The sequence below is a fragment of the Sphingomonas hankookensis genome, from assembly GCF_028551275.1.
In the GTDB taxonomy this organism is placed as follows: domain Bacteria; phylum Pseudomonadota; class Alphaproteobacteria; order Sphingomonadales; family Sphingomonadaceae; genus Sphingomonas; species Sphingomonas hankookensis_A.
Genome location: NZ_CP117025.1, coordinates 1,810,792 through 1,834,516, shown reverse-complemented (window position 1 = coordinate 1,834,516; position 23,725 = coordinate 1,810,792). Strand labels below are relative to the sequence as shown.

Annotated in this window: 21 protein-coding genes and 4 pseudogenes; 16 read left to right on the top strand and 9 right to left on the bottom strand. The window is 62.8% G+C overall.

Going from position 1 to position 23,725, the window contains the following annotated elements:
• Position 1 precedes the first annotated feature (1 nt).
• Both PPZ50_RS08700 and PPZ50_RS08695 read right to left on the bottom strand, forming a co-directional pair.
• A pseudogene (locus tag PPZ50_RS08700) lies at positions 2–562 on the bottom strand (integrase core domain-containing protein); the annotation flags it as partial.
• Positions 563–589: 27 nt separating this feature from the next.
• Positions 590–925 (bottom strand): annotated as a pseudogene (locus PPZ50_RS08695) (IS66 family transposase); the annotation flags it as partial.
• 36 nt (positions 926–961) lie between these two features.
• Between PPZ50_RS08695 and PPZ50_RS18945 the strand changes: the two are divergent.
• The 3 genes from PPZ50_RS18945 (at position 962) to PPZ50_RS08685 (ending at position 2,474) form a co-directional block, all read left to right on the top strand.
• Positions 962–1,333, top strand: a complete 372-nt coding sequence (locus PPZ50_RS18945) for a GGDEF domain-containing protein (protein ID WP_420794426.1) — start codon at positions 962–964, stop codon at positions 1,331–1,333.
• 77 nt (positions 1,334–1,410) lie between these two features.
• Entirely contained in the window at positions 1,411–1,743 is a 333-nt protein-coding gene (locus PPZ50_RS08690) for a PAS domain-containing protein (protein WP_272815275.1), read from the top strand.
• Entirely contained in the window at positions 1,695–2,474 is a 780-nt protein-coding gene (locus PPZ50_RS08685) for an ATP-binding protein (RefSeq protein WP_272815274.1), read from the top strand. The genes PPZ50_RS08690 and PPZ50_RS08685 overlap by 49 nt, the downstream gene beginning before the upstream one ends.
• Before the next feature lie 58 nt (positions 2,475–2,532).
• Here PPZ50_RS08685 and PPZ50_RS08680 read toward each other — a convergent pair whose 3' ends face one another.
• Complete coding sequence (locus tag PPZ50_RS08680; protein ID WP_272815273.1) at positions 2,533–3,111, bottom strand: TetR/AcrR family transcriptional regulator; 579 nt, start codon at positions 3,109–3,111, stop codon at positions 2,533–2,535.
• A 138-nt stretch (positions 3,112–3,249) separates the two neighbouring features.
• Here PPZ50_RS08680 and PPZ50_RS08675 point away from each other — a divergent pair, with 138 nt between their 5' ends.
• The 3 genes and pseudogenes from PPZ50_RS08675 to PPZ50_RS08665 form a co-directional block, all read left to right on the top strand.
• The gene (locus tag PPZ50_RS08675; RefSeq protein WP_272815272.1) at positions 3,250–4,239 is read left to right on the top strand and encodes a zinc-dependent alcohol dehydrogenase family protein; all 990 of its coding nucleotides are present in this window, start codon (positions 3,250–3,252) and stop codon (positions 4,237–4,239) included.
• 100 nt (positions 4,240–4,339) lie between these two features.
• Positions 4,340–5,449: an S-(hydroxymethyl)glutathione dehydrogenase/class III alcohol dehydrogenase gene (locus PPZ50_RS08670; RefSeq protein WP_272815271.1), complete on the top strand. Its 1,110-nt coding sequence runs from the start codon at positions 4,340–4,342 to the stop codon at positions 5,447–5,449.
• Between the two features lie 409 nt (positions 5,450–5,858).
• Positions 5,859–6,038 (top strand): annotated as a pseudogene (locus PPZ50_RS08665) (hypothetical protein); the annotation flags it as partial.
• 217 nt (positions 6,039–6,255) lie between these two features.
• Here the strand turns inward: PPZ50_RS08665 and PPZ50_RS08660 are convergent.
• From PPZ50_RS08660 to PPZ50_RS08640, 5 genes are all read right to left on the bottom strand, one after another.
• Complete coding sequence (locus PPZ50_RS08660; RefSeq protein WP_272815270.1) at positions 6,256–6,549, bottom strand: putative quinol monooxygenase; 294 nt, start codon at positions 6,547–6,549, stop codon at positions 6,256–6,258.
• Between the two features lie 111 nt (positions 6,550–6,660).
• The gene (locus PPZ50_RS08655) at positions 6,661–7,401 is read right to left on the bottom strand and encodes an SDR family oxidoreductase (protein WP_272815269.1); all 741 of its coding nucleotides are present in this window, start codon (positions 7,399–7,401) and stop codon (positions 6,661–6,663) included.
• An 18-nt stretch (positions 7,402–7,419) separates the two neighbouring features.
• A complete protein-coding gene (locus PPZ50_RS08650; protein WP_272815268.1) occupies positions 7,420–7,596 on the bottom strand; it encodes a hypothetical protein in 177 nt (58 codons plus the stop codon).
• A 10-nt stretch (positions 7,597–7,606) separates the two neighbouring features.
• Positions 7,607–7,903, bottom strand: coding sequence for a putative quinol monooxygenase (locus tag PPZ50_RS08645; RefSeq protein WP_062126405.1), 297 nt, complete (start codon positions 7,901–7,903; stop codon positions 7,607–7,609).
• A 71-nt stretch (positions 7,904–7,974) separates the two neighbouring features.
• Positions 7,975–8,769, bottom strand: a complete 795-nt coding sequence (locus PPZ50_RS08640) for a type 1 glutamine amidotransferase domain-containing protein (RefSeq protein ID WP_198355636.1) — start codon at positions 8,767–8,769, stop codon at positions 7,975–7,977.
• Between the two features lie 113 nt (positions 8,770–8,882).
• Here PPZ50_RS08640 and PPZ50_RS08635 point away from each other — a divergent pair, with 113 nt between their 5' ends.
• Positions 8,883–9,818: a LysR substrate-binding domain-containing protein gene (locus PPZ50_RS08635; protein ID WP_272815267.1), complete on the top strand. Its 936-nt coding sequence runs from the start codon at positions 8,883–8,885 to the stop codon at positions 9,816–9,818.
• A gap of 84 nt (positions 9,819–9,902) precedes the next feature.
• The gene (locus PPZ50_RS08630) at positions 9,903–10,919 is read left to right on the top strand and encodes a zinc-binding alcohol dehydrogenase family protein (protein WP_272815266.1); all 1,017 of its coding nucleotides are present in this window, start codon (positions 9,903–9,905) and stop codon (positions 10,917–10,919) included.
• A gap of 359 nt (positions 10,920–11,278) precedes the next feature.
• Here PPZ50_RS08630 and PPZ50_RS08625 read toward each other — a convergent pair whose 3' ends face one another.
• A complete protein-coding gene (locus tag PPZ50_RS08625; protein ID WP_272815265.1) occupies positions 11,279–12,022 on the bottom strand; it encodes a LysR family transcriptional regulator in 744 nt (247 codons plus the stop codon).
• 112 nt (positions 12,023–12,134) lie between these two features.
• Here PPZ50_RS08625 and PPZ50_RS08620 point away from each other — a divergent pair, with 112 nt between their 5' ends.
• The 8 genes and pseudogenes from PPZ50_RS08620 to PPZ50_RS08585 all read left to right on the top strand — a co-directional run bounded on the left by PPZ50_RS08620 (position 12,135) and on the right by PPZ50_RS08585 (position 23,347).
• On the top strand, positions 12,135–12,974 hold the full coding sequence (locus PPZ50_RS08620) for a DODA-type extradiol aromatic ring-opening family dioxygenase (RefSeq protein ID WP_272815264.1): 840 nt from the start codon (positions 12,135–12,137) through the stop codon (positions 12,972–12,974).
• Positions 12,975–13,003: 29 nt separating this feature from the next.
• Complete coding sequence (locus PPZ50_RS08615) at positions 13,004–13,858, top strand: SDR family oxidoreductase (RefSeq protein WP_272815263.1); 855 nt, start codon at positions 13,004–13,006, stop codon at positions 13,856–13,858.
• Positions 13,859–13,905: 47 nt separating this feature from the next.
• Positions 13,906–14,697: an SDR family NAD(P)-dependent oxidoreductase gene (locus PPZ50_RS08610; RefSeq protein ID WP_272815262.1), complete on the top strand. Its 792-nt coding sequence runs from the start codon at positions 13,906–13,908 to the stop codon at positions 14,695–14,697.
• Between the two features lie 325 nt (positions 14,698–15,022).
• A pseudogene (locus tag PPZ50_RS08605) lies at positions 15,023–15,115 on the top strand (IS5/IS1182 family transposase); the annotation flags it as partial.
• Between the two features lie 172 nt (positions 15,116–15,287).
• Positions 15,288–18,065: a bifunctional diguanylate cyclase/phosphodiesterase gene (locus PPZ50_RS08600; protein WP_272815261.1), complete on the top strand. Its 2,778-nt coding sequence runs from the start codon at positions 15,288–15,290 to the stop codon at positions 18,063–18,065.
• A gap of 314 nt (positions 18,066–18,379) precedes the next feature.
• Positions 18,380–20,440 carry a hybrid sensor histidine kinase/response regulator gene (locus PPZ50_RS08595; protein ID WP_272815260.1) on the top strand — a complete coding sequence of 687 codons (2,061 nt, stop codon included), beginning with the start codon at positions 18,380–18,382 and terminating at the stop codon, positions 20,438–20,440.
• Between the two features lie 137 nt (positions 20,441–20,577).
• Complete coding sequence (locus PPZ50_RS08590) at positions 20,578–22,920, top strand: PAS domain-containing protein (RefSeq protein ID WP_272815259.1); 2,343 nt, start codon at positions 20,578–20,580, stop codon at positions 22,918–22,920.
• A gap of 16 nt (positions 22,921–22,936) precedes the next feature.
• Positions 22,937–23,347 (top strand): response regulator, encoded by a 411-nt coding sequence (locus PPZ50_RS08585; protein ID WP_272815258.1) that lies wholly within the window; start codon positions 22,937–22,939, stop codon positions 23,345–23,347.
• Positions 23,348–23,725: the final 378 nt, after the last annotated feature.

Below are 23,725 nucleotides of genomic sequence, written 5' to 3'. Positions count from 1 at the left end.
ACTAGGTGTTCAGTCCCGGCATCTTGTGGATCGGGTCGACGATGAACCGGTCTGGCTCTGACGTCCAGATCTTGGCGATGTATTCGTAGGGGGTGAGGCCGCTGAGCGTCTTGAGCCGGCGGGCAAAGTTGTAGGCTGCCATGAAGTCGGCGAGGTGCGTCCGAAGCTGGTCGTGGCTCTCGTAGTGGAAGCGTTTGACGGTTGCCTCCTTGATGGTGCGGTTCATCCGTTCGACTTGTCCGTTGGTCCACGGATGGTTCGGTTTGGTAAGCCGGTGTTCGATGTCGTTTGCCTCGCAGATCATGTCGAAGCGCATCTGGCGCGACCAGGCGGTGTTCCGGTTGCGCGGCTGCTCGGCGAACTGAATGCCATTATCGGTCAGGATCGTGTGTATCCGGTACGGCACGGCCTTCAGCAGGTGTTCGAGGAACTCCCAAGCTGTCCGGCGATCGGCCTTGTCGACCAGTTGGGTGACCGCGAACTTGCTGGTGCGGTCAATGCCGACGAACAGGTAGAGCTTGCCTTCGGCGGTCTGCACTTCAGCAATGTCGATGTGGAAGAAGCGTAAGCGTCCGGTGAAGGCGTCACATCAGGTGGGACGGTAGTTCCACGGCAGGAGTTCGGTGACCCGGCGTGCCGGATGGTCGGCGATGCGGCTGACGGTGTCGGCGAGCCAAGCCTCGGGGTCGACGCCGTTGAGCCTGGCGGTTTCCACAAGACTGTAGATGTTGGCGGCGCGATGACCACCCTGGTCGGAGCCGGCGAACAGCCAGTTCTTGCGACCCAAGGTGATGCCGCGCAGCGAGCGCTCGGCGGCATTGTTGTCGATCTCGAGGCGACCGTCGTCGGCATAGCGGGTCAGCACCTGCCAGCGGGTGAGCGCATAGCGGATGGCGACCGCAAGGTCTGAGCGCCGGGACAGCTTCGGTCCGGTCGCGTCGCGGCCGATGCAGGTCGCGAGCTGCGCAGCGCCGATACGATCGGACGGTTCGGCGGGGAAGAGTTCGTCATTGTCCTGCTGGATGCGACGGCGAGCGTCGCGATGATGGTCGCGGAACGGGTCCGTGTCGCTATTCAAGCGGGGGGCGACAATCCTTGCGTGACGATCAGCATCGGGGTTGCCGAGCTGGCGATCGGCGAAGCGTGCAACACGTTGCTCAGACGCGCCGATCAGGCGCTCTACGTAGCCAAGCGCGAGGCCGCAACGTGCTTCGGCTCGCTGCTTGATCGCGGATCTAAATCTAAGTTTGCTTCACCCGAAACTTTTCCCGGGCGCGGGGAGTTAACGGCCAATCGGCCGGCGCTTCGGGGCATGCCTTCCTCTAGCGCCTGAGACTTGATGGCTGAACCGACGCCCGAAACGCCGAAGGCGCACTGCCTCCGCATCTGGCAGGTGCCGCCAATCACGACATGACGGATGACAGCAACAGCATCTTCTTCGCCGCTGTGAAGACGACGCGGATGCCGATGATCGTCACCGATCCGAACCTGCCGGATAATCCGATCGTCTTCGCCGATCCGGCTTTCATGAACATGACCGGTTATGGCTGGGAGGAGCTGATCGGCACGAACTGCCGGTTGCTGCAGGGTCTGGACACGGATCCGGACACGATTTCCGAGCTACGCCGCTTGATCGAACAGCAACGCGAAACCGCTGTCGAAATCCTGAACTATAAGAAGAACGGCGCGGCGTTTTGGAATGCGCTCTTCATATCGCCGGTTTCGATAGCGAAGGCAAGCTGATCTACTATTTCGGCTCGCAGCTCGACGTGACGCGTCGTCGCGACGCCGAGGAGGGCCTGCGCCAGGCGCAAAAGATGGAGGCAGTGGGTCAGCTCACGGGCGGCGTGGCGCACGACTTCAACAACCTGCTTACCGTGATCCAGGGCTTCGCAGATGTCGTCCTCAACAACATGGAGCGCGGCGGTAACTTCGACTTTCAGAAGGGCGCACGGTCGATGCGCGCGATCCTTCAGGCGTCCGAGCGGGGCGCGACACTGACCCAGCAGCTTCTCGCCTTCTCGCGCAAGCAGAAGCTGCAAGGCCGCGTGGTCAACCTTGCCGATCTGGTGGATGAAATCCGCCCGCTGATCGAGCGCACTGCCGGCGGCCTCGTGTCCGTCAGAATCACGCATCAGGAAACTACCTGCAACGCGCGGATCGACCCGACCCAAGCCGAGCTGGCGATTATCAACATCCTGCTCAATGCCCTCGACGCCATGCCGGACGGCGGCAAGGTGACGATCGAGGTCAGGAACCGTTCGGTCGAGAAGGGCGAGCACGGCTTCGGCGAGCTGGAGCCTGGCAATTACGTCATGGTGACGGTTACCGATGAAGGCACCGGCATGTCGCCGGAAGTGTTGTCCCGCGTCGCCGCTCAGAACGTTCACCCATCTTCCAGGTGCCTTGACCCATTGAAGGAACCACTTCCCCGCCGAGCAATGTCACGTGTTTCATGTGCTTTCGTCCAATGAGATGAGTTCGACTGTTCGGTCGCGAGAGGCGGATTGGCAGATGACCGCCATGTAACGATCATATCGCGGCCGGCCATCGATCGAGTGCCATTTTGGCGATGGAGAGCAGTTCGTTGATCGTAGCGCCGTCGCGCGCCTGAACGGACATGCCTTCCATGACCGTATTGATGAATTTGCCTAGCACGGCCGGATCGGTGTTGGCCGCAAGCTCGCCCTGCGCGGCACCGCGTTGCAGACGCTCGATCAGGAGGGCCTCCGCCGCGATGCGCTTGTCGCGCAGCAGGCATTCGATGGCGGCGGACGCCGGCGAAACGGCTGCCGCTGCCGAATACATGAAGCAGCCGGCCGGCGTTCCAGGTTCCGAGAATGATGACGCCGCTCGTTCCAGCAGGCCTTTGACGGCCTCGTAGGTGGACAACGCCGGATCGTTGATGGGTGCATAGATGTGGACGCTGAACGTCGCGGCGTAGCGCTCGATCACCGCCGCAAACAGCCCCGCCTTGTTGTCAAACGCTGCATAGAGACTGGCGGCGGCGACGCCAGTCTCCGCCACCAGATCGGCCATCGATGTCGCCTCGTAGCCGCGCTGCCAGAACAGCCGCACCGCCTTGTCGAGCGCAGCGTCAGTGTCGAACACACGAGGGCGACCTGCGCGGCGACGGGCTTTCGTCTCTGTCATCTCTGATGCACGATATGGAACGATCGATAAATAATAGCTTGAAACGGGTGGTCTTCTCCCTTACAGAACGATCATTCAATAATCAAGGAATCTCCAATGAGCCGCATCGTCCGTATCCACGAATATGGCGACGCCAGCGTCCTCAGGATTGAAGATGTGGCAGTCCCCGCGCCCGCGGCCGACGAAGTGCAGATCGCGGTGAAGGCAATAGGCATAAACCGCGCCGAGGTGATGTTCCGCAACCATGCCTACCTTCAGGAAGCCGAGTTCCCGAGCCGGCTTGGCTATGAGGCTGCCGGCACTGTCGTTACGGTTGGCGCGGACGTGACCGGGTTTGCGGAAGGCGAAGCCGTCAGCGTCATCCCCCCGCTCGATATCGCGCGCTGGGGCACTTATGGCGAGATCGCCAACGTGCCCGCCCGCCTCGTCGTCAAGCATCCGGCAGCGCTGTCGTTCGAGGAAGCGGCGGCCGTGTGGATGCAGTATGTCACCGCCTGGGGTGCGCTGGTGGAGCAGGCGAAACTCGGCGAGGGCGATTTCGTCATCGTCACTGCTGCCTCCAGCAGCGTCGGCCTTGCTGCCTTCCAGATTGCCCGGATGGTCGGCGCGACGGTAATCGCGACGACGCGTACCGGCGCCAAGCGCCAGGCCCTGATCGATGCCGGTGCACATCATGTCGTCGCAACCGGGGAAGAGGATCTGGTAGCGAGGGTGATGGAGATAACCGATGGTCAGGGTGCGCGCGTAGTGCTCGATCCGGTCGGAGGCCCGTCGTTCGAGCCGCTGACCGAGAGCATGGCACGCGGAGGCATCCTGCTCGAATATGGCGCGCTCAGCGGCGAACCGACGCCGTTCCCGTTGTTCTCCGTGCTGGGCAAGAGCCTCACGCTCAAGGGGTATCTCTACAGCGAGATCGTCTCGGACGATGCCGCCCTCGATCGCGCCAAGGCGTTCATCGTGGCGGGTCTGGAATCGGGCGCGCTCAAGCCGCGGATCGCGCGCACTTTCCCGCTCGACGCCATCCAGGACGCTCACCGCTTCCTCGAATCGAACGACCAGATCGGCAAGGTCGTCGTTACGGTCTGACCGGCACACCGGGGGAGTGAGTGATCGCTCCCCCACGAATTTGCGCTGACGCAACGGCCTCGCACAGCAATCAGTTTTAACTCAACGAGGGTATGCCAACATGAAATCTCGCGCCGCTGTAGCCTTCGAGGCGGGCAGGCCACTCGAAATCGTCGAGATCGATGTCGCCCCACCCCGGAAAGGCGAAGTCCTCATACGGGTGACGCACACCGGTGTGTGCCATACCGACGCGTACACGCTGGCGGGGAGTGATCCGGAGGGTGTTTTCCCGGTGGTTCTGGGCCACGAGGGCGCGGGCATCGTTGTCGAGGTCGGTGAAGGCGTCACCAGCGTCGGACCGGGCGATCACGTGATTCCGCTCTACACCGCCGAATGCGGCAAGTGCGACTTCTGCCTGTCGGGCAAGACCAACCTGTGCGTCGCTGTCCGCGAAACGCAAGGCAAGGGCTTGATGCCCGATGGGACCACCCGCTTTTCGTACAATGGTCAGCCCCTCTATCATTACATGGGCTGTTCAACCTTCAGTGAATTTACTGTCGTCGCCGAAGTCTCGCTCGCCAAGATCAATCCCGAGGCAAACCCCGAACATGCCTGCCTGCTCGGCTGCGGCGTCACGACCGGCATCGGCGCAGTCCACAATACCGCCAAGGTCCAGCCCGGAGACTCGGTCGCCGTGTTCGGCCTCGGCGGCATCGGCCTCGCGGCGATTCAGGGTGCACGCCAGGCGAAGGCGGGTCGCATCATCGCCATTGACACCAATCCATCCAAGTTCGAGCTGGCACGCCAGTTCGGTGCGACCGAGTGCATCAACCCCAAGGACCATGACAAGCCTATCCAGCAAGTGCTGATCGAGATGACGGGCTGGGGCATCGATCATACCTTCGAGTGCATCGGTAACGTCCACGTCATGCGCGCCGCGCTTGAATCAGCGCACCGTGGCTGGGGTCAGTCGATCGTGATTGGCGTTGCCGGCGCGGGCGAGGAAATCTCCACCCGCCCATTTCAGCTCGTCACGGGCCGCGTATGGAAGGGGTCCGCTTTCGGTGGCGTCAAGGGACGGACACAGCTCCCCGGCATGGTCGAGGATGCGATGAGAGGCGATATCGATCTGGCCCCATTCGTAACCCACACGATGGGTTTGGAGGAGATCAACGAGGCCTTCGAACTGATGCACGAAGGCAAGTCGATCCGCACGGTCATTCACTACTGACCCGCCGATCCGAAGCGGCGCGAGGCGCTCGGATGGACAACTCGGCCGTCATCATGGCCCGACCCCGGCCATGATGAAGCGCGCTCTGGCAAATGGGCAACGCGTCGCGATGCGGTAACAAGCGCCGAAGTACGGTCGTTACATGCCGATAGCGGCACGGACCAGGGCCGCCCAGCCCAGGCGCTTACCAGCGGAGTGTGTGTGGCCTCGTCGCGCGACCCAACGGGAAAATGGTTTTGTCGTAACCCTTGTCCAATGCTGCAAAAAATATTTTAAAGGTGCCAAATATCGGGCCAGCCTGACCTTTGGATGTATTGAGTCGGAAAAGCATTCATCTGTTACCCGACTGTGATAAACCTTGGGCTGCACGGGCGGATAGGGCAGGAAGACTGAATTGAAGAGCAAGGTTATTCACGCGACGACGCCGGCCACCGATCATGGGCATACGGGGCCGCCCGCTTGCGTGCAGGTTCGCGGCGCGCGCCAGAATAACCTCAAAAATATTGACGTCGATGTACCGCGCGACGCCTTCGTGGTGTTCACCGGCATATCGGGCTCGGGCAAGTCATCGCTCGCGTTCGGCACCCTCCCGCGAACGAATGGTGCCGTCACGTCGCGACACATCAACGGCGCCTTATCGTTAAATTCAGAGATATGATAAGTGCAGAAGACAAGGTCATCCACTATTGCGGATGACCTGCCATATTCATCTATTCATTTCCCGATACGGCCGGGCCACCCATTCCGGATAGAAACACGAACCTTACCCTGCAGTCAAACAGCACCTTAGGGTGCCGACCGCTCGGCTATTTCGCGGCCAGCAGGGTGAACTTATGAATTTGCGGCGGTTCAGAAAACAGTTCTTCTGCCTTGTCGATCAGTGCGGCGGCAACCTTGCCGTCGAGATGGGCCTGCCGATCCTCCTCTGTGTCGAACGTATCGAAGATCGCGTACGCACCGGGACCTTCCTCGATCGCATACCAGGTCAGAGTGCCCGCCTCAGCTTGAACGAGCGGCAATGCCGAGGTCAGGAAATTGGCGACATCACGCTCTTTTCCGGGCTTGGCCTTCAGTGGTACATACAGGGCAAGTTTGGGCATAAATGACTCCTCAAGCGAAACCGACAGTCATTATTCGGCAGAGTAACGGAAGAGCGGGCCGGTACGTTCCCCATGAGGCGGAGCACACGCGGCCCCGCCTCCTCGTCGAAATCAGAACTGCTGTGCGGTCGGCCGGATGACGATCGCGTTGACGTCGACGTCATCAGGTTGTTCGACAGCGAACGCGATAGCACGCGCCACCGATGCCGCCGGGATGGCCTGCTTGTAGAAGTCCAGCACCGTCTCAGTAGCCGTACCCGACGTCGTGAACTTCAGGTCGCTCTCGACGGCTCCGGGCTCGATCGACGTGACGCGGACCTTCTCGCCCACCTCCTGGCGAAGACCTTCGCTGATCGCGCTGACGGCGAACTTGGTGCCGGAATAGACCGTGCCGCCCGGGGCGAAGACCTTGATGCCGGCGACCGAACTCAGGTTGATGATGTGGCCGCTGCCCTGCTCCAGGAAGCCGGGAAGAGTCGCGGCGATGCCGTAGAGCGTGCCCTTCAAATTGACGTCGATCATCTGGTCCCACTCGTCGGTGTTGACCTCGGCCATCGGACGGATCGGCATCAGACCGGCGTTGTTGATCAGTACGTCGAGACGGCCGAAGTCGGCGACGATCGCGGCGACGACGGACTGGACCGCCGACTTGTCAGTGACGTCGAGCGCATAGGCGCGTGCCGTTCCGCCGTTCTCGGCGATCTGCGCGACGACCTCGTCGAGCTTGTCCTTGCGCCGTGCGGCGATGGCGACCTTCGCACCGCGTTCGGCGAGAAGACGCGCGGTCTCGGCGCCGATGCCGGTGCTCCCGCCGGTGATGAGAACAACCTTGCCTTCGATACCTTTGGTCATGACTGTGTTTCCTTCACTTCAGATGTTGATTTTTCGCTGGGTCGCGGCCCCGCGCCAGCGGTAGCCGCGTGGATGAACGAAGCCCATAAGGCCCGCGCGAAGCGCAGGTGCCAACAGGCCGATCATCCGCAGTTCCTCTACGTAGAACGGTTGTGCCAGCAGCGCCGACCCCACCCATTCTTTAAGCTTGCCCATGGCAGCACCCTTAGGTCGCGGAGACGGGGTTGAGGACAAACGCGGCGCGCTCGGCCAGATCGCCGATCTGAGAGAGGTAGTTTTGGAAGTGGGGCGTCGCGCGGTGGGCGGTAACCGCATCCGCGTCCGCGTACAGCTCGTCGAGGACGAAGCGGTTCGGATCGCTCTGGTCCTGCCAGAGATCGTAGCGCAAATTGCCCGGTTCGGCACGGCTTGGCTTTAGCATGGCGTCGAGCAGAGCGCGCAGGCGGTCGACGGTATCCGCACGGGCGGTTAGGACGGCGACGATCTTCACGTTGGCGGTCATGGCACCATATCCTGTCCTGGTTATATCCGAAGCGGGGCGCATCCTGAGCGCCCCGCCCGTCATCCTGGTACTCACGCAGCGGCGCGATCGAGGGCTTCGATCAAAGCGTCGGCCATGGCTTGGTCCGACGCCGGATTCTGACCCGTGATCAGCTCCCGGTCCACGACGACATTCGAAGCGAAGTTCTTGTCGGTGACAGAGACGTCGCCACCGGCCGACCGCAGCGCCTTTTCCATGTCGAAGAAGAGCTCGCCCTTCAGCACTTGCTCCTCAGCGATCTTCTCCTCGCTCGCCGAGAAGACGGTCATGCGGTAGCCTGAGTAGATCCAGTCTCGCGCCAGATCGGCCGCCCCGGCGTCATCGCCTTCCTCCAGCGCCTTGCGGAAGGCCGGAGCATCGTCGAGCGTAGAAACAACGACCACCGGTCCGTGGCAGAGGAGCGCGGTCGGCTTGGCCGCCGCGTGGAAGTGACGGAGGATCGTGCCCGCATCGCGGTCCTGCATCAGATCGACGATGGGCGCGTGACCTCCCGGCACGAACACGCCAACGAAGCCGTCCAGACCCTCGTCGATAACCGATTTCAGCGTGCGGACGTCGTTCATGGCCGGGTGGCTGGCGAAGAAGTCCTTGGCGCGCTGGTATGCCGCCTCATCACCGCCAAAGTGGTCCTTCGTGTCGGAGCCGGCGTCGATGTGCGGCTTGGTCCCGTTGGGCGTAGCGAGAACAATATCATAGCCGGCGTCGAGCAGTGCCAGCGCGGGGACTGCCGTCTCGTTGAGATACTGACCGACCGTTGCGGTACTGCCGCTACGCAGACCGAGCTGTGTCGCGTTCGATCCAAGAACGAGAACCTGACCCTTGCTCATCTGAACCTCCATGTTCGCGGCGCCCGTCGCCGATGGATGGGAAATGGGCCTCGTTGATATATTCTAGAAGTTTATCTTTTTGATGTCAGATATACGTCTGACAGGATGACTGCATGCGCTACGATCTGAACCTGCTGCCGATCTTCGTCGCGTTGATGGAGGAGCGCAGCGTCACGCGGGCTGCCGAGCGCATGGGCATGACGCAGCCCGCCCTGTCTAACGCCCTATCGCGTCTACGACTGATGCTTCAGGACCAGCTGTTCGTCCGCGAGCGCTACGGCATCCAGCCGACCCCGATCGCGCTTGAACTCTCACCGCTGATCGCCGAGGCACTCGCCCAGCTCGACGACGCGGTCCTCGGTCAGCAGGCCTTCGACCCCTTACATGCCGAACGGCTCTTCACGATCGCGCCAAACGGCTATGTCGAGTTCGTCCTCGTCCCCGCTATCGTGGCGCGCCTGGAGAAGGTCGCCCCCGGCATAAAGCTTCGTCTGACGCCCTACGGGAACGATCTTGTGGAAACAGGCGTCGTGTCGGGCACGACGGCGCTCGTGCTGGGCCGCATCGTCGATCCGCCCGACAACCTCGTCGTCCAGCACCTGATGGACGAAGGGTTCGCCTGCGCCGTCCGTGCCGACCATCCGGGCGTCGGCGATGTCATGACGCGCGAGCAGTTCGAGACGATGAAGCATGTCAATATCGTGCCGCCCGGACGGATGCGCGCCGGGCTGTTCCAGGCGCTGGCGCAGCAGCAGCTGAAGCGCGACGTCGCAATCTCCGTGACAAACTTCTTCGCGGTAGCCGAGATGGTGGCGGTGACCGACTATTGCGCCACCTTGCCCTCGCTCATCTGCAGGCGGCTGATGCACGACCCCCGGCTGAAGATCCTGCCGGCTCCGGTCGACCTTGGCAGCTTTCCCGTGGAAATGGCTTGGCACGTCCGCTATCGGCATGATCCCGCCCACCGCTGGTTACGGACGCTGATCGGCGCGATCATCACCGACCTCACGGGGAAGACGGCAGCGGCAATCACGCCGTCGCAAGCCTGAGGACGATGTCGAACCGCGATGTCGCTTGTGCGTATCTCGTACGCGACAAAGTTCGCTATACAGCCCCTGACAATAGGATTTATCATGCGCGCAATCGGCTACCAGCAGCCCGGAACGATCGATCGCACGGAAGCTCTCGTCGATATCGAACTTCCCGATCCCAACGCTACCGGCCGTGATCTCCTCGTCGAGGTCAAGGCTGTCTCGGTAAACCCTGTTGACACGAAGGTGCGCGCTGGCTCGGGTTCGATCCACGGTGATTGGCGTGTCCTGGGTTGGGATGCCGCCGGTGTCGTTCGCGCTGTTGGCCCTGAAGTGCGCGGCTTCGAACCGGGCGACGAGGTGTTCTACGCGGGCAGCATCGGCCGCGATGGGACCAACGCCGAGCTGCACCTGGTCGACGAACGCATTGTCGGAAGGAAGCCGGCCAGCCTCGATTGGGCAGAGGCAGCGGCGTTGCCGCTGACGGCGATTACCGCGTGGGAGGCCCTCTTCGAGCGATTGTCCGTGCGGACTCCTGTAGCTGGTGCAGCACCTGCGCTGTTGATCATCGGCGGTGCCGGCGGGGTCGGATCGATGGCGATCCAGCTTGCCCGTCAGGTTCCCGATCTCACCGTCATCGCAACGGCATCACGCCCCGAGACGCAAGCCTGGGTGCATGAGCTCGGCGCCCACCATGTCATCGATCATCGTCAGCCGTTGGCGCAGCAGGTAGCGGATCTCGGCATTGGCGCGCCGGCTTTCATCTTCTCGGCCACGCACACCGACGAGCATATCGAGCAGATCGCCGAGTTGATCGCCCCGCAGGGACGTTTTGCACTGATCGACGACCCCAAGACACTCGATGTCGTCCCGTTCAAACGAAAATCAGTGTCGACCCACTGGGAGTTCATGTTCACCCGGTCCATGTTCGAGACTGCTGATATGGAAACGCAGGGTCAGATCCTGTCGGCCATCGCCAGCCTCGTGGACGCCGGCGAGGTGCGCACCACCCTCACCGAACGGTTCTCCCCCATCAACGCCGCGAACCTTAAGCGCGCGCACCAGGCGCTTGAGAGCACTACCGCACGCGGCAAGATCGTCATCGAGGGTTGGCAGTGATGCGGCTCACGCTCACTCCACGTCCGCCGCGCCCGCGGCCCCCGCTGCACCGACTGAAAAGGACCAAGCCTCGGCGTTATCGATGCCAGCCATGTGCGGTTGTGGGCGTCGCTTTCGCTGGGTCACTGATATCTACAATCGTAAAAGACCGTGATGTTTCGAGATAGCAGACGCGGTCCTCGGGTGAAAACTCGGGACGTCTGCCAGCTCGGCATCTCACCAATCGGTGCCAAGAGCGGGGAGTGCTTCGGCCAAGAAGTCAATCCACGCCCGCGTCTTGGCGGCGGGGCGCCGCGTCGGGTGTGTGATGGCATATGCCGCTCCCAGCATCATAGGCGGCTCGTCCAGCTCAAGCTCGCTCAACTGGCCGGCGCGAAGCGCCTCTGCCGCAATAAAGCGTGGCCCATAGACCAGCCTTGGCCCGCGATGGCAGCGCGAACCAAGGCCTCGCCATTGTCGGAACACATCGATCCTGAGATCGGCACCTTGATCGTCCCGTCTTTGCCGAACGCCCACGATGTCGTTCCTGCAAGCGACGCGTTGGTGCGGCCCAGACAATCGTGATCGCCGAGATCGGCCAGGCGGGTTGGCGTTCCCCGCCTCGCCAAATAAGAGGGGGCGGCACACAGCACGACGCGCATCGCCACGAGTTTGCGGGCAACAAGCGCACTGTTGGCGAGGCGCCCGATCCGTACGGCGACATCCCAACGCTCTTCCAGCAGGTCGACGTAACGATCGTTGAAGCCCAGTTCGATCGTCACCTCGGGATGACGTGCGGAGAAAGCAGGGATGAGTGAGGCAAGGTGCAGAACGCCGAAGGTGGCGGGCGCACTGACGCGCAGCAGTCCCTGGGCGGTGATCGAGCGCGACGATGCCTCCGCCTCGGCTTCTCCGATCTCCATCAGGATACGTTCGGCCTTTTCGAAATAGTCGGTGCCTGCCTCGGTCAGCGACAGCCGACGCGTCGAGCGCTGGACCAGCGTGGTGCCGAGCCGCGCTTCGAGGGCGTCTAGGTGCTTGGCCGCCATCGCCGGCGACATGTGCAGATCGCGTGCGGCAGCAGAGATGCCACCGAGCCTGATCGCCTTTACGAACACGTCCATACCCGTCAACCGATCCGCCATGATTTCCTACCCGTGGTTGAAGCTGACTCTTCTACGTAGCAGATTATCATTGTGCGATAGTGGGCGCATATCCCGGTCAACAGATCGAACAATGATCCAGGCGGCTTCCGTGGCGCCTGCACCGGAGTGTATGACCATGAGCGTCCAGCCTACCTACTTCATCCCGCATGGCGGCGGCCCCTGCTTCTTCATGGACGATCCGCGCGGCGTGTGGGGCGGTATGGAAGCGTTCCTGCGCAGCCTGCCGAACTCGCTTGCCGAGAAGCCCAAGGCTATCCTCGTCGTCTCGGGACATTGGGAGACGGACGGCTTTGCCTTGACCGGCGCCGAACGGCCCGAGCTGATCTACGACTATTACAACTTCCCGCCCCATACCTATCAGCTGCGCTACGACGTACCAGGCTCGCCCGCGCTCGCCGCCCGTGCCGCGGCCCTGCTCAAGGATGCGGGCATCCCCTCGTCTGTCGACGCGAAACGGGGCTTGGATCACGGCGTGTTCGTGCCCCTCAAGGTCGCCTTTCCGGATGCCGACATTCCGCTGATCGAGATGTCCGTCGAGCGGGGGCTGAACCCGGCCCTCCATCTCGCTGCCGGGCGCGCCCTCGCGCCGCTGCGTGAGGAAGGTGTGCTGATCCTGGGTTCGGGCATGAGCTTCCACAACATGCGCGCCTATGGCGACCCGCGCTCGACGCCCGGCTCGCAGGCGTTCGACCAGTGGCTGGCCGAGAGCATGGAACTGGATGGTGCGCAGCGAGCCGAGCGTCTGGCGCATTGGGCCGATGCGCCATCGGCGCGGTTCGCCCATCCGCCCGCCAAGGAGGAGCATCTGCTGCCCCTGATGGTCGCGGCCGGAGCGGCCGAAGGCGAAGGCGCCCGGGTCTATGCTGAGGAAGTGCTGTCGACCGCCATCTCGGGTTTCCGTTTCAACTGATCTCACCGCGTCACTGAAGGAGAATTGTCATGACCATCGGCGTCACCGGCGCGACTGGCCAGCTTGGCCGCCTCGTCATCGAAAGCTTGAAGCGCAAGTCGACCGGCGAGCCGATCGTGGCGCTGGTGCGCTCGCCCGAAAAGGCCAGCGACCTGGGTGTCGAGGCACGCGCGTTCGATTACGCGCAGCCTGAGACACTCACTCCGGCACTGGCCGGGATCGACACGTTGCTCTTGATCTCGTCGAGCGAGGTCGGGCAGCGCGAGGCACAGCACCGTAACGTCATCGAGGCCGCCAAGACGGCGGGCATCAAGCGTATCGTCTACACCAGCCTGCTGCACGCCGACCGATCGCCGATCAGCCTAGGCGAGGAGCACCGTGCGACCGAAGCGCTGCTGGCGTCTTCCGGTATCCCGACGACCCTCCTGCGCAATGGCTGGTACACCGAGAACTACACCGGCTCGATTCCCGCAGCCCTGGAGAATGGCGCGCTCGTCGGCAGCGCTGGCGAGGGACGCCTGTCGCTCGCGACCCGCGCCGATTATGCCCAAGCCGCAGCCATCGTGCTGACCAGCGACGGCCATCAGGGCAAGACCTATGAGCTGGCCGGCGACGACGCGGTGACGCTCGCCGACCTTGCCGCCGAGATATCGCGCCAGACCGGCCGCGACATCCCGTACCGCGACCTGCCGCAGGCCGATTACGCTGCGATCCTGAAGCAGGTGGGCCTGCCCGAGGGCTTCGCCGAGGGAGTTGCGGCATGGGACGTCGATGCCTCGAACGGTGCGCTGTTCGATGACGGCCACCAACTCTCGAAGCTGATCGGACGTCCGACGACACCGCTGGCCGACGCCGTGCGGGCGCAACTCGCCGCGCAGGGCTGACGTTACGGACAACCCCGACCGATAAAGATCATCCCTGGAGATAGCGCATGAACATCGACCTTTCCGGCAAGACGGCGCTCGTGACAGGTTCGACGGCCGGCATTGGCTTTGCGATTGCGAAGGGGTTGACGGCGGCCGGGGCGATCGTCGTCCTGAACGGGCGCGACGAGAGCCGCACCCAGGAGGCTGTTGCCAAGCTGAAGCGTGAGTTCGGGGATGCCGATGTGCGCGGTGTGGCCGGAGACGTCGGAACGGAAGCCGGATGCGATGCCATCGTATCCGCGCTTCCAGCGGTCGACATCTTGGTGAACAATGCCGGCATCTTCGGCCCGCAGGACTTTTTCGAGACGCCGGACGCGGAGTGGGAACGCTTCTTCCGGGTCAATGTGTTGTCGGGCGTACGCCTGTCCCGGGCCTATCTGCCGGGGATGCGCGACAAGGGCTGGGGTCGCGTGCTGTTCCTGTCCTCGGAATCCGGCCTGAACATCCCGGCGGACATGATCCACTACGGCGTGACCAAGACCGCCGACCTTGCCCTGTCGCGTGGCTTGGCCAAGCGCATGGCGGGTACGGGGGTGACGGTGAACGCGATTCTTCCCGGTCCAACGTTGTCGGAGGGTGTAGCCGAGATGCTGGCGGATGCGGTCGCCTCGGGCAAATCGTTGGAAGAGGCCGGCGTCGATTTCGTCAAGGCGCATCGTCCATCCTCAATCATCCAGCGTGCTGCCACGGTCGAGGAAGTCGCCAACCTTTGCGTCTACATCGCCTCTCCACAGGCGTCAGCGACCACCGGTGCGGCGCTACGCGTTGACGGCGGTGTGGTGAATACGATCGCCTGACTTTCAGTTTGTTCTATCCCGATTGGGAAGGGCGGCCAGCACTACCAATGCGCGAGTTGCACGACAGACGGCAAGGCGGGTGCCGTTTCCCGAACTGCTTGTCGAGCGTGGCGAAACGGAAAGCCAGACCGCCGGAAAATCGACCGGGGCTGTTGAAAAATGCGCCGCTGGTGGCCGGTCCGGTTGAGGGCGAGTGACACCCCAAGGTTTCGGGATCCCGTCTCGCATGGGATCCCAATCGGTACGGCGGGCCGCGGTAGCCAACGTCAGCTATGCGCCTTGCTTTACCCAAAAGCGGCCGGTCCGCTAACCACCCCTCACGTCAAAGGACTTCCGCCGAGTTGCGACCCGCTATGACAAACTGGCCGCCAATTTCCTGTCGGGCGTAGCCATCGATACCGCGCTCGCTTTCTGGATGGGATCGAGTCTCAGCCCTAACGTGTCGCGAATTGCGCTGGTGCTGTTCGCTTGTGTCGCTGCGAAGGCTCAACCGTCGTGGCCGTCTACGCCATCACGTCAGCGCAAAGATGCATTCTTAATATATTCCTTAGCCTTACACCGTATCCTCAGCGTCGGTACCGGAGGCTGGATTGTTCGACGTCTATTTTTGCATCCAGAACAATCATGATCTCCGTCTGGTAGCGGCCGCGGGACTGATCTGCATCATTGCAGCCACGGCGATCGTGCTGTTCCTTCGTCATGCGCGTAACGCCCATCGCGCGGATCGCCGACGGTGGCTGGCAGCGGCGGGCATGGTGAGCGGGTTCGGCGTCTGGGCAACGCACTTCACGGCCATGATGGGCTACGATCCAGGTGTCATCATCGGGTACGCCGTCGTGCCGACTATTCTCTCGCTGATCATCGCCGTGACGAGCATCACTGCGGGCTTTGCCGTCGCGCTTCATTCCGCAACGCTGCGCGCCAGGCTGCTTGCTGGCGTCCTGTGCGGGTCGGGCGTGGCCGGCATGCACTACGTCGGCATGTCCGCCATCGAAATGGGAGCGGATTTCCGATGGTCAACAGTGTTCGTGGTGGCGTCTGTATTACTGGCGATCCTTCCTGCTCCGTTTGCCATCTCCATCGCGCTCGACCAGCGTGGAAGACGCAGCGCTGTCGGTGCTGCCGGTCTCATCGTGCTCGGGATCCTCTCGCTGCATTTCACCGGCATGGCGGGGCTGTCGCTGCTCCCGCACCGGATCGACGATCCGACCAGCCTCCTTCTCTCCTCGCCGCAGATGGGCCTTGCCGTCGCCATCGTGGCACTTGGCATCCTCGCGCTCAGCATCATGGCCGTGACCTCCAGCAGCCGCCTGCGCGAAGCCGTCGATGCGAGCGAGCGCGAGTTCAAAGTGCTGGTGCAGGGTATCAGCGACTGCGCGATCTATATGCTCAGTGCGGAGGGGCGCGTCGCCTCTTGGAATGCCGGCGCGCAGCGGCTCAAAGGCTATATCCGCGAGGAGGCGATCGGCCGTGAACTAGCGGACTTCTACTCCGCCGAAGATCGCGCGGCAGGCCTCCCGTCACATGGCATCGAACGAGCCCGGACAACCGGTAAGTTCTCGAGCGAAGGATGGCGCTATCGCAAGGATGGCAGCCGTTTCTGGGCGCATGTGACCATCGAAGCAGTTCATGACGAGCGGGGCATCTTTCACGGTTTTGCGAAAATCACGCGCGACATGACGGTATTCAAGGAGCACCAGGACAAGCTCGACGCCGCGCTGTCGAACATGCACCAAGGGCTCTGCCTTTTCGGCGCGGATGAACGGCTGATCATCTCCAACGACCGGGTCGGGTCCATTTTCGGCGTCACGGCTGAGGAATGTCCTGAAGGTACGAGCTTCGAGGATGTGTTCCGCATTGGACTTGAGAAGCGGGCAGGCGGCCCGGTGCCACCCGAAATGCTGCAAGAGGTTTTAGCCAGACACCGGGCGGAGATCGAGAAGCCCGAAGGCGGGATACTAGTCGTCCCATTCACCGGGGGCAGCACGATCTCGATCGCACATCGTCCGATGGCAGGCGGCGGCTGGGTGACGACCTTTGACGACATCAGCGAGCGCCGACGCAGCGAGCAGCGGATCGAACACATGGCGCTGCATGACGGCCTGACCGGTCTGCCGAACCGCGTGAACTACATCGACCGTCTCGACACGGCACTGCAGCAGGCGGATCGATGCGGCGGTCGGGTTGCGGTGATCGGCATCGATCTCGACCGGTTCAAGGAGGTGAACGACCTACACGGCCACTCGGCCGGCGACGCCGTACTTCGGTTGCTTGCAGAGCGGATGAGCGCCGCCCTCTTGGACGGCGAGACGATCGCCCGCTTTGGCGGCGATGAGTTTGCCGCGTTCAAGTCGTTTACCGACCAGGCGGACGTGGCGGAGTTCGTCGGACGGCTCGAGCAATGCCTGACGACATCGACAGAGATGGACGGCTTCTCTGTCCACCTCGGCGCGAGCATCGGCATTGCCATGTTCCCCGCCGATGGTTCGACGCGCGAGCAGGTCGTCAACAATGCCGACCTTGCCATGTACCGCGCCAAGAGCACGGTCGGGCGCCAAGTATGCTATTATGAGCAGGGTATGGATGAGGCGGCGCGCGCTCGTCGCACCCTTGCAAATGACCTGCGCGAGGCGATTGTCCGCGACGAGCTGAGCCTCGCCTATCAGGTGCAAAAGGCGGTGCCGACGGAGGAGATCGTTGGCTACGAGGCGTTGCTGCGCTGGCAGCATCCACGCGACGGCTGGATCTCGCCGGCCGAGTTCATCCCCATCGCCGAGGAAAGCGGTGAAATTGTTCGGATCGGCGAATGGGCTCTGCGGCATGCTTGCGCCGAAGCGGCACGCTGGGCCGAACCGTTGCGCGTGGCGGTGAACCTGTCACCGGTGCAACTCATGCATGTCGATCTCGTCCAGATCGTTACCTCCGCACTGATCGAAAGCGGCTTGCCGGCAAGCCGGCTCGAACTGGAGATCACCGAGACGGCACTCGTGGCGGACAAGGTCCGCGCGCTCCATATCCTTCGGCAGATCAAGGCGCTTGGCGTCTCGATCGCCATCGACGACTTCGGCACCGGCTACTCGTCGCTCGACACGCTCAACTCCTTTCCATTCGACAAAATCAAGATCGACCGCTCCTTCCTCATGGACTCCGAGACGAGCCATCAGGCGCGCGCGATCATTCGAGCTGTGCTCGCTCTCGGCCATAGCCTCGAAGTGCCGGTGCTGGCGGAAGGCTTGGAGTCCGAGGACCAACTTCGCCTGCTACGTGCCGAGGGATGTGACGAGGCGCAGGGCTATCTGTGGGGTCGCCCGACGCGGCTTCCCGGGACACAATCGGTGATTGCCCCAGTTATTGAGAGCGCCGCGTGATACTGCGTCAGATCCGTAGCGATCAGGTCCGGCTCACTAACGGTGTCACCAAGCGACATGTCAACGATCCGCCTAACCACCCATCATGGCTGCAATCAACGGGACAAGCCACTGTCGGCTTTGATACGAACGTGTTTGGTTCGAAACTCGCCGTCTCGAATAGGATGGTCAAACGGGAAAGCGCACGACCTGTCCTTCGACATTCGTTCCACGCAGCCGCTGTAGAAGGGCTGCCTTCATCGAGTGAAAGTGGTTTATATGTCGGCTGCTTGGCAACCGGCCGTCCTGGTCCTGAGATCAGGTAGGGACCGAAGATGGATGTAAACGATCAGGGCAATGACGGCAGGGGTGGCGATCTCCGTAGCCTGACGGACGCTTGTGACTGGTCGGCGACGTCCTTGGGCGCTCGCGCGAATTGGCCGCGCTCGCTCGAAACCATCCTCGACATGATGCTGTCGTCGCAGTTCGCCATGTGCGTCGGCTGGGGGCCGGAGCTGACGCTCTTCTACAATGACGCCTATGTGCCGTTCCTCGGTTCGCGGCACCCCTCCGCTCTGGGAAAGCGCTTGAGCGAGGTTTGGGCGGAAGTCTGGGACGACATTGAACCGTCGATCGCGTCGGCGATGGCCGGCACGCCGGTCGGGCATGAAGACCTGCCCCTCACCATGACACGGCACGGCCATCCGGAAGAAACGTGGTGGACGTTTGCCTACAGTCCGCTGCGCGATGACCAGGGCGACATCGCCGGCTTCCTCAACATCGCGACCGAGACCACCGCGAAGATCGTGCACGAGCGCGAACTGGCGGCGCGCGAGGCCGAGCTGCGGGCGCTCAACAGCGACCTCGAAGCACAGATCGTCGCGCGCGCACGCGAGCGGGCGACGACGTGGACGGTCACGTCGGAACTGCTGTCGGTGATCGATCTGCGCACGGGCTGCTTCGACCGCGTCAATCCAGCCTGGACGATCGCCCTCGGTTGGACGGCACAGGAACTGGAAGGATCGCCGTTCTCCGACTTTCTGATGCCGGACGACGAGCTTGCCAGTGCCGCGGCCTTCGAAGAGGTGCGCGGCGGCAATCCGGTGATGCGGTTCGACAATCGCTACCGCACGAAGGACGGTGAAATTCGCTGGCTGTCGTGGGTCGCCGTGCCATTCGAGGGGAAGCTATACTCCAGCGCCCGCGATATTACCGGTGAGCGCGCCCAGACGGACAGACTGGCGCTGGCGGAAGATTCATTACGCCAGGCTCAAAAAATGGAAGCGGTCGGCCAGCTCACCGGCGGCGTCGCACACGACTTCAACAACCTGCTGACCGTTATCCGTGGCTCGGTCGACCTTCTCCGGCGCCCCGACCTCAGCGATGATCGCCGTGCAAAATATATCGATGCAATCGGCGACACCGCGGACCGCGCGGCCAAACTGACGGGGCAGCTGCTCGCCTTCGCGCGAAGGCAGTCCCTCAAGCCCGAAACATTCGATTGTGGTCAGAGTATTGCTGACCTGGTGTCAATGATCCGGACGCTTACCGGCTCGCGCATCGTCATCGATACGGTCGTGCCCGAAGAACCCTGCTACGTCCTGGCCGACAAGGGGCAGTTCGACACTGCCATCGTCAACATGAGCATCAACGCGCGCGATGCGATGGACGGCGAGGGAGATCTCACCATCGTCGTCGGTCCCGTGTCGGGTATCCCGGAGATCCGGCTGCATCCGCCGATCGCCGGCGACTTTGTCGCGGTGACGATCAGCGACACCGGCAGCGGTATCTCGCCCGAGAACGTGGCGCGCATCTTCGAGCCGTTCTTCACAACCAAGGGTGTCGGCAAGGGCACGGGCCTGGGTCTTTCCCAGGTGATCGGTTTTGCCAAGCAGTCGGACGGAGACATCCGGGTCGAAAGCGGCGAGCACGGCGGCACCACCTTCACCCTCTACCTGCCGCGTGTCGCGATCGATGGCAGTCGCGCAGCAGTAGAAGAGGACGAACCTGTCGCCGCCACGGGTGACGGCGTATGCGTGCTGGTCGTCGAGGATAACAGCAGCGTCGGCGAGTTCGCGACGCAGGCGCTGCGCGAGCTGGGCTACGACACGATCCTGGCGCTCAACGCCGATGAGGCGCTGGCCGAACTGGAGAAGGATAGCAGCCGTTTCCACATCGTCTTCTCTGACGTGGTGATGCCCGGCATGTCGGGCCTTGAACTGGCGCAGGAGATCCGCCGTCGCCATCCGCGGCTGCCCGTCATCCTGACCAGCGGCTACAGCCATGTGCTCGCGCAGAACGGCAGGCACGGCTTCGAGTTGTTGCACAAGCCCTACTCCATCGAGCAGCTATCCCGCGTGTTCCGAAAGTCGATTACCTGGCAGACCAGGCGGTAGCGAGGCGCGTGTCGGCCAGCGTCGTCGAACGACGGTGTTGCTTCGGCCACGCCAAAACCTTGGTTTTGATCGGAATGGTCGATAATCTACGGTGACAGGATGGCACGGGGCCATGCCGAGCATGGATAACGGCCAGCGTGACGACCCACGGATCAGACGCCAAAAGCCCGTCCCTCGTCGATGCGCTTTCTCTGATGCCGGACCTTACCCGAGCTACCGACTGGGCCTCGACACCGCTTGGGCCCGTCGACCATTGGCCGCAGAGCCTGCGCACGGCGGTCGACATGATGCTTGGGTCCGGCCATGCCATGTGCATCGCATGGGGCAAGGACCGAACCCTGCTCTACAACGATGCCTATGTGCCGATCCTGGGGGGACGCCACCCACAGGCGATCGGCATGCCCATGGCAGAGGTCTGGCCGGACGTCTGGGGCGAGATCGAACCTTTGGTCGATCGTACATTTGCGGGCGAGACATGCACGTTCGAGGACCTGCCGCTGCTAATGACCCGCAACGGCTATGCGGAGGACACGTGGTGGTCGTTCTCCTATTCGCCGATCCATGATGAGCAGGGGCGTGTCGCGGGCCTGCTGAACGTGACGCTCGAGACAACCGGCCGGGTGCTGGTCGAGCGACAGCGTGACGCCGCGATCGCTGACCTGCGGGCCAGCGAAGCACGGTATCGGGCCATCTTCGAGAACATCGATGCCGGCTTCTGCATCAGCGAGGTCAAATTCGATGCGACCGGCGCACCGGTGGATCACCGGGTCGTCGAAGCCAATCCTGCGTTCGAGCGTCACACGGGACTGACCGACGCCGTGGGACGCTGGGCCAATGAGATCGCACCCGGCATCGAGCAGCATTGGCATGATGCCTATGGACATGTCGCCAAGACTGGTAAGCCGGTGCGGTTCGAAGGCGAGGCGAAGCCGCTCGGGCGCTGGTACGACGCCCACCTGTTTCCCGTCGCCGACGGCCGTGTCGCGATGCTCATCGCCGACACGACCGAGCGTCGCCGAACCGAGGACGCCGTCGCCCGCAACGAGGCGAAGTGGCGCACCATCTTCGAGACGCTGCGCGAGGGTTTCATCCTCGGCGAGCTTGTCCGCGACGAGACAGGCCGGGTCGTCGACTGGCGATATGATAAGGTCAACAATGCCTGGTACGACCTTGTCGGTATCGAGCGGGGTTGCGCGGTCGGACGGACGATCCGGGAGGTCTTTCCTGGCATCGAAGACGCATGGGTTTTCGAACCTGTGACTGCGGTCGAAACGGGCGAACCCGTCCGTTTCACGCGCCAGGTCGGGACGCTCGGCCGCTGGTATGACGGGGTGATGCAGCACGCCGGAGACGATCATTTCACGATCATCTTCACCGAAGTCACCGACCGTGTGCTGCGCGAACGGCGACAGGCGGCCCTGATCCGCCTCAGTGACCGTTTACTGGACGAGGAACCAACCGAGGATCTGGGCCCGTTGGCGAGTGCCGTGCTTGGGGAGACGCTGGGCGTCGAGCTCGTCGGTTATGGCGACATCGACCCCGTGGCCGAAACGATCACGGTCGAACGCGATTGGACAGCGGAACCTGCCCTCAGCCTCAGCGGAACGCTACGCCTTCGCGACTATGGCTCGTTCATCGATGATCTGAAAGCCGGAGAGACGGTTGTCGTTCGCGACTGTCGCTCCGATGCCCGTACGCGCGACCAAGCCGCTGCGATGGAGGCGCGCGGCGCGCGCGCCTTCGTCAATATTCCCATGATGCAGCAGGGCGTCTGCGTGGCGATGCTCTATGTCAGCACCGCCTCGCCCCGTGACTGGACCAGTGACGAGGTGCAGTTCGTCCGCGACGTCGCCTACCGCGTCCATGTCGCCATCGAGCAGCGGCGGGCACGGGCGCAGGAGGCGTTGCTCAACGGCGAACTGGCGCACCGGGTCAAGAACACGCTGAGCGTGGTGCAGGCGATCGCCAATGCGACGCTGGCGCGCACCGCCAGCGATGCCGCGGCTACCGAGTTCGGCAACCGGATGAAGGCGCTGGCATCGGCGCATGACGTACTGCTGGCACGATCCTGGTCCGCGGCAGGGTTCCGACAGATCGCCGAGGCAGCACTGGCGTCCTTCGACACCGCTCGCATCACCATCTCGGGACCGGAAGTCAGGATCGGCTCGCGGACCGCCATGTCGCTGTCGCTGCTGCTGCATGAGCTGTCGACGAACGCCGCCAAGCACGGTGCGCTGAGCGTGCCCGACGGCCGCGTCACGCTGAGCTGGACGATATCTCGCAGCGACGACGTCGAAATCCTCGACATGCGTTGGGCGGAACGAGGCGGTCCACCGGCGATTGAACCATCCCACCGTGGTTTCGGATCACGCATCATCCGCATGGGTCTTACCGGGTCGGGAGGCGTTAAGCTTCACTATGATACCGAGGGGCTGACAGCAGATATGAGCGCGCCGCTTCACCAGATCATCCAGGGTTAAGTCGATCAGCCACGTTATGGGTCAGTCACAACCGATCGGGCCTTTGCCTGTTCTCATCGTCGAGGATCAGCCGGTGCTCCGCATCGAGGTCGCCGATATGGTCGAACGGGCGGGTTTCATTCCCGTCGAGGCAACCAGCGTCGATGAGGCGATCAGCATCCTTGAGACCCGCACGGACATCCGGATCGTCTATATCGATCTCGACATGCCACGGGGCGTTAAGGGGATCGAGATCGCGGCTGCGATTCGCAATCGATGGCCGCCGATCGAGATCATCCTAACCGCTGCAACCTTCGCCAAGGCCGATCTCGACCTGCCGGTCCGCGCGGAGTTCTATTCCAAGCCCATCCATCATGGTGACGTGATTGCTGCCATGCGGCGAATGGCAGCCGACACCGACCGTAGAGGCCACGATCGACCGGCTTGACCCAATCCCGGTCGTTCAGGCCGCCATCCCGGTTCCCCGACTTCTGCCATTCAGTCAGGTTTTGGATTGGGTTCGAAGGCCCAAGCCGCTCCCAATGCTATACGGCGAAATTTGGGACAATGCTGCCGTTCGACGTGCGCCGCTCAAACGGCAGACTTCGCCGCAACCCGCCTTAGCTAGCGTGAGATGGGGCGGATGGGGGTCTGGGGCAAAAGGTTTCCGGCTCAGGTGTCAACACCGGGACAAAAAACGGGCCAGGCTGTCAAGACCGGTCGACAGCGAGCACTGGCGCACTTCGGTGATTACCTCTGCGGTCGGGGATCCCCGAGTCCGAAGGCATACTCGCTAATCAGCGAGCCGCAGACACCGTTATTCCCG